This window comes from Pseudonocardia sp. TRM90224 (assembly GCF_021245725.1).
Lineage (GTDB): Bacteria > Actinomycetota > Actinomycetes > Mycobacteriales > Pseudonocardiaceae > Pseudonocardia.
Genome location: NZ_JAJGSX010000005.1, coordinates 229,847 through 242,236 on the forward strand (window position 1 = coordinate 229,847; position 12,390 = coordinate 242,236).

Genomic DNA, 12,390 nt, shown 5'->3' on the forward strand with positions numbered 1-12,390 from the left:
CCAAAGGGCTGGAAGACGCTGACGATGACCACCACATCCCGTACCGCCAAGGCGCGCGGCCCCCGCAGCCGCTTCCGCCGCAGAGTCGCGGGCGCCGTCGCGCTGGGCATCGGCCTGCTGGCGGTCGGCGGCCTCTACGCAGGGCTCGTACCGCAGCCGCAGGTCGCCACCGCGGCACCGGGCGACACAGCGAAGGTCGCGCAGGGCGAGGAGCTCTACAACAACTCCTGCATCGGCTGCCACGGCTCGAACCTGCAGGGCGTCCAGGACCGCGGCCCGAGCCTGATCGGTGTCGGCGAGGCCGCCGTCTGGTTCCAGGTCTCGACCGGCCGCATGCCGCTGGCGCGCCAGGAGGCGCAGGCCGAGCGCAAGCCGACGCTGCCGCAGTTCGACCCGCACACCGAGGAGGGCCTCGCCAACCTCGAGGCGCTCGGCGCGTTCGTGCAGGCCAACGGCGGTGGCCCGGAGCTCCCGGCGGAGAGCGGCGAGCTGCTTCGCGGCCCCGACCCGGCCCGCGGCGGCGAGCTGTTCCGGCTCAACTGCGCGTCCTGCCACAGCGCCACCGGACGCGGCAACGCGCTCTCGTCCGGCAAGTACGCGCCGACGCTCGACCCGGCCACCGAGACCGACATCTACACCGCGATGCTCACGGGCCCGCAGAACATGCCCAAGTTCTCCGACCGGCAGCTCACGCCGGAGGAGAAGAAGGACATCATCGCCTACGTCAAGTCGGTGACGAACGGCAACAACAACCCCGGCGGCAACCCGCTGGGCGGCGTCGGGCCGGTGTCGGAGGGCCTCGTCGTCTTCATCGTCGGCCTCGCCGGCCTCATCGGCGTGACTCTCTGGTTGGGAGCGAAGAATTGACCACCTCCGAGTCCCACCAGCAGCGCACGCCGACCGCGGCCGAGCTGGAGGACATGACCCCCGACGAGCTGGCGACGCTGGCGGCCAACCTCGACGACGTCGTGGTGGTGCACAACCAGCGCAAGTTCCCCATCCCCGGCACGCGCGCGGAGAAGCGCGCCGAGCGGGCGGTGGCCGGCTGGTTCATCATCTCGGCGCTGGCGGGGCTAGCGTTCCTGGGCTCGTTCCTGTTCTGGCCGTGGGAGTACGTCGCCCCCGGTGAGCCGGGCTACGACCTCTACGCGCTCTACACCCCCGTCGTCGGCGGGATGTTCGGGCTCTGCGTGCTCGCGCTGGGCATCGGCGTCATCGCCTACGTCAAGAAGTTCTTCCCCGACGAGGTGTCGGTCCAGCAGCGCCACGACGGCGCGTCCGACGACCTCGCGCGCCGCACCGTGATGGCGCAGCTGGCCAAGGCCGGCAAGGACGTCGGCATCGCCCGCCGCTCGCTGATCAAGCGCTCGGCCGGGGCCGCGGCAGGCGTGATGGGTCTCGGGCTCGGCATCGCCGCGGTCGCCCCGCTGGTGCACAACCCGTGGAAGGAGCGGGAGAACTCCCCGCTCTGGCACACCGGGTGGCGCGAGACCAACGGCGAGGTCGTCTACCTGCGCCGCGACACCGGGCACCCGGAGGAGATCTCGCTGGTCCGGCCCGAGGACCAGGAAGCGGGCTCGATGGAGACCGTCTTCCCGTTCCGCGAATCGGAGCGGGGTGACGAGGAGGCGCTGCTGCACGCGCTGCGCAAGTCCGACAACCCGGTGATGCTCATCCGGCTGCGGCCCGGCACGCACGTGATCGAGCGTGAAGGCCAGGAGAACTTCCACTACGGCGACTTCTACGCCTTCTCCAAGATCTGCACCCACCTCGGCTGCCCGACCTCACTGTACGAGGCGCAGACCCAGCGCATCCTCTGCCCGTGCCACCAGTCGCAGTTCCTCGCGACGGAGCACGCGCGCCCCGTCTTCGGTCCGGCCACCCGGGCGCTTCCCCAATTGCCCATCACGGTGAACGATGAGGGGTACCTCGTCGCCACCAGCGATTTCATCGAAGCGATCGGTCCGGCATTCTGGGAGCGGAAGTCATGAGTTCGATCACGACACCCACCAGCTCGGCCACCGGGCTGCAAGCCAAGGCGGCCTCAGCGCTCGACGAGCTCGACCAGCGGTACCACCCCGCGGCGGGCATGCGGAAGCAGTTCAACAAGGTCTTCCCGACGCACTGGTCGTTCATGCTCGGTGAGATCGCGCTGTACAGCTTCATCGTGCTGCTGCTCTCCGGCACGTTCCTCGGGTTGTTCTTCGACCCGTCGATGGCCGAGGTGCGTTACGACGGGGTGTTCGACAACCTGCGCGGCGTGCACATGAGCCGCGCCTACGCCAGCACGCTGGACATCTCGTTCGAGGTGCGCGGCGGGCTCTTCGTGCGCCAGGTGCACCACTGGGCCGCGCTGCTGTTCATGGCGGCGATGATCGCCCACATGCTCCGGACGTTCTTCACCGGCGCGTTCCGCAAGCCGCGTGAGGCCAACTGGATCATCGGCGTGCTGATGCTCTTCGTCGGCACGTTCGCCGGCTTCACCGGCTACGGCCTCCCGGACGACCTCCTCTCCGGCATCGGGCTGCGGATCGCGTCGGGCATCACGCTGACCGTGCCGGTGATGGGCACGTGGGTGCACTGGGCGCTGTTCGGCGGCGAGTTCCCCGGCACGGAGATCATCCCGCGGCTCTACATCGTGCACGTGCTGCTGATCCCCGGCATCCTGCTGGCGCTGATCGGGCTGCACGTCGGGCTGGTCTGGTACCAGAAGCACACCCAGTTCCCCGGCCCCGGCCGCACCGAGGGCAACGTCGTCGGCATCCGGATCCTGCCGGCGTTCGCGGCGAAGGGCGGCGCGTTCTTCGCCGTCACCGTCGGTGTCATCGGCCTCATGGGCGGGCTGCTGCAGATCAACCCGATCTGGAACCTCGGCCCCTACAACCCGTCACAAGTGATCGCCGGATCGCAGCCCGACTGGTACATGCTCTTCTCGGAGGGCTTCGGCCGGATCTTCCCGCCGTGGGAGATCTACCTGGGCAACTACACGATCCCGGCGGCGTTCTGGGGCACCGCGGCGTTCCTGCCGGTGCTGTTCGTGATCGCCGGGGCGTACCCGTCGATCGAGCGGCGCTTCACGAAGGACAACGCGATCCACAACCTGCTGCAGCGCCCGCGCGACACCCCGGTGCGCACGGCGCTCGGCGCCATGGCCGTCACCACCTACGTGTGGCTCGTGCTCTGCGGCACGAACGACTGGATCGCCTACTTCTTCGACGTCTCGCTGAACGCCACCACGTGGGCCGGCCGGATCGGGCTGCTGATCCTGCCTCCGATCGCCTACTGGGTGGCCTACCGGGTGTGCCTCGGGCTGCAGCGCTCCGACCGCGCGGTGCTGGAGCACGGCATCGAGACCGGCATCATCAAGCGGCTCCCGCACGGTGAGTTCGTCGAAGTGCACCAGCCGCTCGGTGGCGTCGACGAGCACGGGCACGCCATCCCGCTGACCTACCAGGGCGCCCCGGTGCCGAAGCGGATGAACCAGCTGGGCATGGGCGGTGCGCCGGTTCCCGGTTCGCTGCTGACGCCCGACCCCGTCGAGCAGACGGCGGCGCTGGAGAAGGCACGTGCCGAGGAGGCCGCAGCCGAGGCCGCGGCGCACAACGGCAGCCGCAACGGGCACGTCGGCGACGCCGAGCGCGAGTCGCGCACCAACCAGCGCGAGGTGCTGGCCGGCCCGGAAGCGGGTCGCGTGCAGGACTGAGTCGGGAGTTCACCCCCGAGGGCCCTTCCCGTTCACGGGAGGGGCCCTCCGGCGTTTCCAAGGCCGTGTTTAGAAAGTCCTGGTCGCGCTCTTCGCGCCCAGATCGCCGCTGGCGGCGTTGCCGCCACGACCGGGTACGTCAAGTACGACGGCTCGTGGCGGCGCCTTGCCAGCGACGATCTGGATCACGAAGAGCATCGACCCTGACTTCCTAAACACGACCTTGGCCACACCACGCTGGTTGCCGGGCGTCCCGTCGTCCATGATCGGGGTTCGGAGCCGGCGGCAACGTGGCCGCGGGCGGGACGCCGGGAGATGGCATGCAGGTCGACGCGATGTTGCGCAGCACCGGACTGGCCGACCTGGCGGCGGAGGGCCGGGAGCGCGAGGCGGCCGGGTACAGCGGGCTGTGGAGCGCGGAGACCGGCCACGACCCGTTCCTCCCGCTGCTGCCGGTCGCCGAGCACACCGAGCGGGTCGTCGTCGGCACCGCGATCGCCGTGGCGTTCGCGCGCAACCCGATGAACGTGGCCTACCTCGCGAACGACCTGCAGCTGCACTCGGAGGGCCGGTTCCTGCTGGGGCTGGGCAGCCAGGTCAAGCCGCACATCGAGCGCCGGTTCGCGATGCCGTGGAGCCACCCGGCCCCGCGGATGCGCGAGTACATCCAGGCGGTGCGCGCGATCTGGGAGTCGTGGCAGACGGGTGAGCGGCTGAACTTCCGCGGCGACTTCTACTCCCACACCCTCATGACGCCGTTCTTCTCCCCCGGCGAGAACCCGTTCGGGCCGCCGAAGGTGTACCTGGCGGCCGTCGGCGACCACATGACCCGCACCGCCGGCGAGGTCTGCGACGGGCTGATGCCGCACGCCTTCACGACCGAGCGGTACATGCGCGAGCGCACGATGCCGCTGCTGCAGGAGGGCCTCACCGTCGCGGGCCGCTCGCTCGACGACTTCTCGATCAGCTTCGGCGGGTTCGTCGTCACCGGGCGCGACGAGGAGGAGATGGCACGCGCCGCACGCGGGGTGCGCGAGCAGATCGCGTTCTACGGCAGCACCCCGAGCTACCGCACCGTGCTGGAGCTGCACGGGTGGGGCGAGCTGGGCGTCGAGCTGAACGCCCTCTCCCGCAGCACCGACGACGACCGGTGGCAGCGGATGGGCGACCTCGTCGACGACGAGGTGCTGCGCGCGTTCGCCGTGGTGGCGGAGCCGGACGAGCTGGGGGCGGCCATCCTCGACCGGTTCGGCGGGATGGTGGACCGCTTCACCTTCTACGCGCCGTACCGGCACGACGACGAGCTCTTCGCGCCCGCGATCGAGACGCTGCGGGCGGCTTGAGAGCGTCGGCCTTACGGCAGCGGCACCGCCACCACCCGGAGGCCGTCGATCGCGGCGAAGTCGTCCGGGTTGCAGGTGTGCACGGGCAGGTCGTTCGCCAATGCGACGGCGGCGATCAGCGCGTCGTAGGCCCGCGCCTGCGGCTTACGCCCTGCGGCGCGCAGCGACGCTGCCACTCGGCCGAAGGCACGCGCGGCGGGTGCGTCGAATGGCAGCGGCTCGAAGTCGGCCTCGGCTTGTTGGAGAACTGCCTGCCGCTGGGCTCGCAGTTGATCTGTGCCGGCAACCAACGGGCCGACAGACAACTCTGCAAGCGTGATGCAGGAGATGAGCGGCTCCTCCGGAAGGCCGCGCTCTGAACTGAGGGTCGGCAGTGCTATCACCGTGCTGGTGTCGAGCAGTCCCTGGCGCGTCCGATCCGTCATAGGGTCGGGTCGATCACTGCGTCGATGTCGGAACGGAATGCATCGGCATCGATTCGAGGGACGTTTCGCCAGCGTGCGAGCAAGGAGGTTGCGCTCAGACGAGGGCGAGGGATCGGTCCGAGTACGCCGACCGGGACTCCCGCCCGTGTCACCAGGAGGGTCTCGCCTTGCTCGACGCGATCGATCACATCGCCGCCATGATTGCGGAGCTCCCGCACCGTGACTTCGTCCACGGGCGCAGCGTATCACTGGTGAGACATGATCAGACCTCGTCCCGCCAGCTGTGCTGCGGCTCGTACCCCAGCACCCGGCGGGCCTTGTCGATCGAGAGCATCGTCTCGTGCTCGCCCAGCTCCTTGGTCACCGTGACACCCGGGTACACCGCGGCGGCGAGGTCGGCGCTGTGTCGTGACATGACGGTGTCGGCGTTGGCGATCACGAAGACGTCGGTGCCGGTCGAGTCGTGCTCCAGCGCGCGGCGCACGGCCTGCGCGCCGTCACGGCCGTCGATGTAGGCCCAGAGGTTCCAGCGGCGCAGGTCCGGGTCGGCGTCGAAGGCGGGGAACCGCGCGTAGTCGGCCACGTCCATGACGTTGGAGAACCGCAGGCCGATCATCTTCAGCTCCGGCACCCAGCGGCAGAACTGCCGCGCCATCTCCTCCTCGAGCGTCTTCACCAGCGAGTAGGTGCTCTCCGGCCGGGGCAGGTACTCCTCGTCGACCGGGATGTAGGGCGGCGGCGTGTCGAAGGGCAGCCCGAGCACCGTCTCGCTCGACGCCCAGACCACGTTGTGGATCTTGGCGGCGCGCGCGGCGGCGAAGACGTTGTAGCTGGCGGTGACGTTGTTCGCGAACGTCGCCGAGTTCGTCGTCAGGCCCGGTGCGGGGATCGCAGCGAGGTGGACGACGGCGTCGACACCGTCGTGGCGGTCGTCGACGGCGGTCAACGCCTCGTGCACCTGGCCGTAATCGGTGAGATCGACCCGCACCGAGACCGCGGCGCGGCTGTTCGGGTCGGGCACCCGGTCGAGCGCGACCACGCGGTACCCGTGCCCGGACAGGTCCGCCACGACGTGACGGCCGAGCTTGCCGCTACTCCCCGTCACCGCAACAGTTGTCATACAAGAGAGCTTGCCGCATGTCGCTGGAGGGCCATCCGCACGGGTCCGCTAACCTTGTGTCGTGCGCCTCACACTTGCTCTCGACGTCGCCGTAGGGCTGCGCGTCGGCTGAGCCAGGGTGCCGGCGCGCCGCTCCCCCCAACTCGAACCGAGACCTGGCTCGGGTCCCACCAAGCAGTGGATCCCCCCATGGAGCCGTCATGACCGTTCTCGACCATTCACCCCGAACCACCTACGCACCCCGACTCCACCGCCGTCACGAGATCATCGTCACCGGCGGGATGGCCGGTGTCCTCCGCGTCGGCGAGGCCCTTTCCGGCTGCGGGTACCCCGTGCGCGACTTCGCCGTCGACGTCCGCGACGGCGTCCCGTACGCGTCGGTCACTTGCACGGTCGCCCTCACGACCACGGAATCCGACTCGTTCTGCGAGGACATCGGCGCCGTCCAGGACGTCGTGTCCGTCGAACCCCGCTAACAGAGCCGTCGATCCACTCGAGTCCTCCTGACCAGCAGTTCCGCCAGGAGGACTCGGGGGCCCGACGTGACGTACCCGCCGAACGACCAGTGGGGTCCCGGGCAGTACCCGCCTCCGCAGGGCTATCCGCCTGCCCCGTACCCGCCCGCGCCGTATCAGCCTGGGCGGCAGCAGGGCACGAACGGGCTCGCCATCGCGGCGCTGGTGCTCGGGATCATCGGCGTCACCCTGCTCAGCATCATCTTCGGGTTCATCGCGCTCTCCCAGATCAAACGGACGGGGCAGGGCGGGCGCGGGCTCGCGATCGCCGGGCTCGTCATTTCCGCCGTGTGGGTGGTGGGGGTCGTCCTGCTGCTGGTCGTCGGTGCGGCCATCACCCCGACGAGCAGCAGCACCGGAAGTACCACCTCGGGCGGCGCGGTGCCGTCGACGATCTTGGCCCGTCCGGCACCGACGACTGCGATGCAGGTCAGCCAGTGCGTCAAGGACGTCAACGCTACCGAGGAGGCGATGGAGATCCAGAGCTTGCCCATCGTGCCGTGCACCGAGCCGCACGCGGGCGAGGTGTTCGCCACCTTCTCGGCGGCCTCAGGGGCCTACCCGGGCGACGCGGGGTTCGACACCTGGTTCGCCGATTGTTCCGAACGGCTGGCCGGCTACTCCCCTTCCGCCGCGAGCGATCCGGACACCAGCATCTCCGTCGTCTACCCGACAGCCGCGGCGTGGGCCCGGGGCAATCGCCAGGTCACCTGCGTCGCCATCGAGCGTTCGGGGACGACGACCACCGGCTCCATCCGGGACCGCTGAGCGGCCACCCCCTAACGCCCTCGCAGATCGACCCGACTCATAATCCTGACCAGGAATTATGGTTCAGGGGGGACAGACAATGTCACAACCACCGGGCGGCCAGTGGGGGCCGCAACCAGGGCAGTACCCGCCACCGCAGGGGTATCCGCAGCCGCAACCGGGGTATCCGCCGCAACCGGGCTACCCGCCCGCCCCGTACCCACCGGCCCCGCACCCACCGGCCCCGCAGCAGGGCACCAACGGGTTCGCCATCGCGGCGCTGGTACTGAGCATCATCGGCGGCATACTGCTGAGCGTCATCTTCGGGTTCGTCGCGCTCTCGCAGATCAAGCGGACCGGGCAGGGCGGGCGCGGGCTCGCGATCGCGGGCCTGATCATCTCCGGACTGTGGCTGCTGCTCATCGCCATCGGGGTCATCGCCGCGATCGCGACGGCACCGGTGCGCAACAATGCCGGGGGCGTCACGTCGGGGGGCACGGTGTCGTCGACGGCGCTGCAGGTCGGCGATTGTGTCGCGACCTTCACCGTCGGGCCGCAGGTGACCGACCTGCCGGTCGTGCCGTGCACCCAGCCGCACGAGAGCGAGGTGTTCGCCGTCTTCGACGCGGTCGAGGGGCCGTTCCCGGCCGCGACGGGCGTCGAGACCTGGTCGAACGACTGCTCCGACCGGCTGCCCGGCTACTCGCCGTCCGCTCCGGACGACCCGGCGATCAAGCTCAGCATCGTGCGCCCGACCGAAGAGACGTGGGCGACGGGCGACCGTGAGGTCGTCTGCCTCGCCTCCGCCGTCCAAGGGACGACCACCAGCTCCATCAGGGGCCGCTGACCGCTCAACTTCCCCACCGTTTTGTGCACCTGCGCGCCCACAGAGCGCGCAGGTGCACAAAACGGTGGGGAGATTTAGCCCGTGTTCAAGAAGTCCTGATCGCGCTCTTCGTGATCCAGATCGTCGCTGGCAAGGCGCCGCCACGAGCCGTCGTACTTGACGTACCCGGTCGTGGCGGCAACGCCGCCAGCGGCGATCTGGGCGCGAAGAGCGCGATCAGGACTTCTTGAACGCGGGCTCAGTACCAGGCGGGGTTCATGTCGAGGGTGGTGCGGTCGAGGCTCTCCAGCAGCGCGAACTGGGGGCCGGTGCGAGGCAGTTCGTAGCGCAAGAAGAACGTGGCCGCGGCGCGCTTGCCGGCGTAGAAGTCGCCCTCCCGGTCGCCCGCGGCGAGCAGCTGCTCCAGCCACAACCACGCCACCACGACGTGCCCGACGGCCTCCAGGTAGATCGACGAGTTCGCCAGCGTCACCCGCGGGTCGCCGGCCGCCCACAGCGCTTTTGTCACCGCGCCGGCGCGCTCGGCCGCCGCGCCGACGGCGTCGGCCTGCTCGGTGAGACCCGCGGCGCGCGCCCGCCCGACGGTCGCCGTGACGGTCTCCAGCAGCACCGCCAGGCCGGCGCCGCCGTCCATCACGACCTTGCGACCGAGCAGGTCGAGGCCATGGATGCCGTGTGTGCCCTCGTGGATCGGGTTGAGGCGGTTGTCGCGGTAAATCTGCTCGACGGCGTACTCGCGGGTGTACCCGTAACCGCCGTGCACCTGGATCGCCAGCTCGTTGGCGTGCAGGCACCACTGCGACGGCCAGCTCTTCGCGATCGGCGTCAGCACGTCGAGCAGCAGGTGCGCCCGCGCCCGCTCGCCGTCGGTCGCCGCGGTGCGCTCCTCGTCGAGCAGGCGGGCGCAGTAGAGGATCAGCGCGACGCCGCCCTCAGCGAACGCCTTCTGCGCGAGCAGCATCCTCGCGACGTCGGCGTGCTCGATGATCGGGATCTGGGGCGCCGACGGATCCTTCGCCCCAGCCGGACGGCCCTGCGTGCGGGTGCGGGCGTAGTCGAGCGCGTGCAGGTACCCGGTGTACCCGAGCGCGGCCGCACCGGCGCCGACGCCGACGCGGGCCTCGTTCATCATGTGGAACATGTAGGCGAGGCCGTGGTGCTCCTCCCCCACCAGGTACCCGACGGCGCCCGGCGCACCGCCCGGCGTGTGCCTGCCCTCGCCGAAGTTGAGCAGGGTGTTGACCATGCCGCGGTTGCCCATCTTGTGGTTCACGCCGGCGAGCACGACGTCGTTGCGCTCGCCGATCGTCCCGTCGGCATCGACGAGGAACCTCGGCACGACGAACAGCGAGATGCCCTTCACCCCCGGCGGGCCGCCGGGGATCTTCGCGAGGACGAGGTGGACGATGTTCTCGCTGAGCTCGTGGTCCCCGCCGGAGATCCACATCTTGTTGCCGAACAGGCGGAAGGTGCCGTCGTCGCGGCGCTCGGCGCGGGTGGTGATATCGGCGAGCGACGAGCCCGCCTGCGGTTCGGAGAGGCACATCGTGCCGTAGGAACGGCCTTCGACCATCGGCCCGACGAAGCGCGCCACCAGCTCCGGGTCGGCGTGCTCGACCAGCAGGTTCACGTTCGCGACCGTCAGGAACGGGTACGCGGCCGTGCTGATGTTCGCGGCCTGGAACCACATGAAGCAGGCCTGCGCGACGGTCTGCGGCAGCTGCATGCCGCCGATCTCGGCGTCCATCCCCGCCCCGACGATCCCGGCGTCGCCGAACGCCTTCAACGCCTCCCCGACCTCGGGGATGATGTGCACCCGCTCGCCGTCGAAGCGCGGCTCGTCGTCGTCCGCAGTGCGGTTGTGCGGCGCGAACCGATCGGTCGCGAGCCGCTCGCACAGATCCAGCACCGCGTCGAACGTCTCGCGCGAGTGCTCGGCGAACCGTTCGCGCTTGGTCAACGCCTCGACTTCGAGCCACTCGTGCAGCAGGAAGTCCAGGTCACGGCGGGAGAGCAGCAGCGATCGCACCCCGGGAGGCTAACCCGCCGCCAGGCCCCCCGACATCGTGCCGAACGCACAACTCACCCACCGAAACGCAGAACTCACCACCCGAAACGTGCGACTCACCACCCGAAACGTGGGACTCGCCCGGCGAAACGTGGGACTCGCCCGCCCGGACGTGGGACTCGCCGGCACGGCGCGAGTGGCACGTTTCCGCGCGCGAGTCCCACGTTTCCGCGCGCGAGTGGCACGTTTCGGTGCGCGAGTGTCGCCTTACGGTGCGGCGACGCCGTGCGCGGCGTCGAGCATCTCGGCGAGCTCCGCGACCTTCACCCGTTCCGCGGCGCGCAGCCCGCCCCGGCGGATCTCCTCGGCGTCGAGGCGCATCCACGCCGACCAGTCGACGGGGTGCACGCCGTGCGCGGCCAGCGCCGCCCGCAGGTCCTCGGGGTCGGGGTGGGCGGGCTCCGGCAGCGTCGGCAGGTCGGCGAGCACGGCGGCGACGGTCTCGACGGCGTCACCCTTGTTGGTCCCGATCACGCCGGTGGGGCCGCGCTTGATCCAGCCCGTGACGTACGACCCCGGCACGGGCTTCCCCTCGCGGACGACCCGCCCGCCCTCGTTCGGGACGGTCCCGGTACGGGCGTCGAACGGCAGCCCCGGGATCGGTTCGGCGTCGTAGCCGATCGCGCGCACGACCAGCCCGACGTCGAGGGTCTCCTGCTCCCCGGTGCCGACCACCCGCCCGTCCTCGAGCCGGTTGCGCTCCACGACGACCCCGCTGACCCGCCCGTTCCGCCCGACGAGCCGCACGGGCGTCCGGAGGAACCGCAGGTGGATCCGCCGCGGCTTGCCGGTCGGCTCGTTCGCGGTCCAGCCGGTGAGCATCTCGATGATCTGCTTGTGCCGCCGGTCCTCGGGCTCCCCGACGCCGGCCGCGAGCAGCCCGTCGTCGTGCACGAGGACGTCGGCGCCGCTCAGGTCCCCGATCTGGCGCAGCTCGGCGGGCGTGAACTTGGCGTGCTGCGGGCCGCGCCGCACCAGCACGTGCACGTCGCGCACCGCGCTGCCGCGCAGCGCCGTCAGCACCGGCTCGGGGACGTCGGTGGCTGCCATCTCGTCGGAGGTCTTGCCGAGCACCCGCGCGACGTCGAGCGCGACGTTGCCCGCGCCGACGACGGCGACACCGGGGTGGTCGAGCGGCGGGTCGAGCTGCGTGAAGTCGGGGTGGCCGCAGTACCAGCTGACGAACGCGCCCGAGCCGATCGAGCCGGCGAGCTCCTCGCCGGGGATGCCGAGCGCGCGGTCGACCGAGCTGCCGGTGGCGTGCACGATCGCGTGGAAGTGCTCGCGCAGCACGTCGAGCGGGATGCCGTCCTCGCCGACCCGGACGTTGCCGAGGAACTCCACCTCGGCGGGGTCGAACGGCTTCTGCAGCACTCTGATGACGGACTTCATCTTCACGTGGTCGGGCGCGACCCCGTAGCGCACCAGCCCGTACGGCGCGGGTAGCCGGTCCAGCACCTCGACGCTGACCGGCTGCCCCGATGCCACGAGCGCGGCTGCTGCGTAGAGGCCCGACGGGCCGGCTCCGATCACGGCAACACGTGCCAGTCCTTGAGGCATGTCTCAACTCCTGCGTGGTGGTGAGACCGATCCTGCCCCTTTTCGGTGACGGGCGCGCGGCT

Annotated in this window: 12 protein-coding genes; 7 read left to right on the forward strand and 5 right to left on the reverse strand. The window is 70.4% G+C overall.

Features of this window, described 5'->3' with window-relative positions; genetic code table 11:
• The first annotated feature begins 24 nt into the window (after window positions 1-24).
• From qcrC to LL648_RS10380, 4 genes are all read left to right on the forward strand, one after another.
• Window positions 25-867: a cytochrome bc1 complex diheme cytochrome c subunit gene (qcrC, locus tag LL648_RS10365; RefSeq protein WP_232662247.1), complete on the forward strand. Its 843-nt coding sequence runs from the start codon at window positions 25-27 to the stop codon at window positions 865-867.
• On the forward strand, window positions 864-1,991 hold the full coding sequence (gene qcrA, locus LL648_RS10370) for a cytochrome bc1 complex Rieske iron-sulfur subunit (RefSeq protein WP_255685005.1): 1,128 nt from the start codon (window positions 864-866) through the stop codon (window positions 1,989-1,991). The genes qcrC and qcrA overlap by 4 nt, the downstream gene beginning before the upstream one ends.
• The gene (gene qcrB, locus LL648_RS10375) at window positions 1,988-3,703 is read left to right on the forward strand and encodes a cytochrome bc1 complex cytochrome b subunit (RefSeq protein ID WP_232662248.1); all 1,716 of its coding nucleotides are present in this window, start codon (window positions 1,988-1,990) and stop codon (window positions 3,701-3,703) included. Before qcrA ends, qcrB begins: the two co-directional genes overlap by 4 nt.
• Before the next feature lie 320 nt (window positions 3,704-4,023).
• Window positions 4,024-5,046: an LLM class F420-dependent oxidoreductase gene (locus LL648_RS10380; protein ID WP_232662249.1), complete on the forward strand. Its 1,023-nt coding sequence runs from the start codon at window positions 4,024-4,026 to the stop codon at window positions 5,044-5,046.
• Between the two features lie 11 nt (window positions 5,047-5,057).
• On the opposite strand, the gene LL648_RS10385 is transcribed toward LL648_RS10380, so the two are convergent.
• From LL648_RS10385 to LL648_RS10395, 3 genes are read right to left on the reverse strand one after another with little or no spacing between them, the layout of a single operon-like run.
• On the reverse strand, window positions 5,058-5,471 hold the full coding sequence (locus tag LL648_RS10385; RefSeq protein WP_232662250.1) for a type II toxin-antitoxin system VapC family toxin: 414 nt from the start codon (window positions 5,469-5,471) through the stop codon (window positions 5,058-5,060).
• The gene (locus LL648_RS10390; protein WP_232662251.1) at window positions 5,468-5,704 is read right to left on the reverse strand and encodes a type II toxin-antitoxin system Phd/YefM family antitoxin; all 237 of its coding nucleotides are present in this window, start codon (window positions 5,702-5,704) and stop codon (window positions 5,468-5,470) included. The genes LL648_RS10385 and LL648_RS10390 overlap by 4 nt, the downstream gene beginning before the upstream one ends.
• Window positions 5,705-5,733: 29 nt before the next feature.
• A complete protein-coding gene (locus LL648_RS10395; RefSeq protein ID WP_232662252.1) occupies window positions 5,734-6,591 on the reverse strand; it encodes an NAD-dependent epimerase/dehydratase family protein in 858 nt (285 codons plus the stop codon).
• 200 nt (window positions 6,592-6,791) lie between these two features.
• Between LL648_RS10395 and LL648_RS10400 the strand changes: the two genes are divergently transcribed.
• The 3 genes from LL648_RS10400 to LL648_RS10410 all read left to right on the forward strand — a co-directional run bounded on the left by LL648_RS10400 (window position 6,792) and on the right by LL648_RS10410 (window position 8,700).
• Complete coding sequence (locus LL648_RS10400) at window positions 6,792-7,067, forward strand: hypothetical protein (protein WP_232662253.1); 276 nt, start codon at window positions 6,792-6,794, stop codon at window positions 7,065-7,067.
• Between the two features lie 66 nt (window positions 7,068-7,133).
• Window positions 7,134-7,874 carry a DUF4190 domain-containing protein gene (locus LL648_RS10405; protein ID WP_232662254.1) on the forward strand — a complete coding sequence of 247 codons (741 nt, stop codon included), beginning with the start codon at window positions 7,134-7,136 and terminating at the stop codon, window positions 7,872-7,874.
• A gap of 79 nt (window positions 7,875-7,953) precedes the next feature.
• On the forward strand, window positions 7,954-8,700 hold the full coding sequence (locus tag LL648_RS10410) for a DUF4190 domain-containing protein (protein ID WP_232662255.1): 747 nt from the start codon (window positions 7,954-7,956) through the stop codon (window positions 8,698-8,700).
• 238 nt (window positions 8,701-8,938) lie between these two features.
• Here LL648_RS10410 and LL648_RS10415 read toward each other — a convergent pair whose 3' ends face one another.
• Together LL648_RS10415 and LL648_RS10420 are read right to left on the reverse strand one after the other, a co-directional pair.
• A complete protein-coding gene (locus LL648_RS10415; protein ID WP_232662256.1) occupies window positions 8,939-10,729 on the reverse strand; it encodes an acyl-CoA dehydrogenase in 1,791 nt (596 codons plus the stop codon).
• A gap of 246 nt (window positions 10,730-10,975) precedes the next feature.
• Window positions 10,976-12,328, reverse strand: a complete 1,353-nt coding sequence (locus tag LL648_RS10420; protein ID WP_232662257.1) for an FAD-dependent oxidoreductase — start codon at window positions 12,326-12,328, stop codon at window positions 10,976-10,978.
• Window positions 12,329-12,390: the final 62 nt, after the last annotated feature.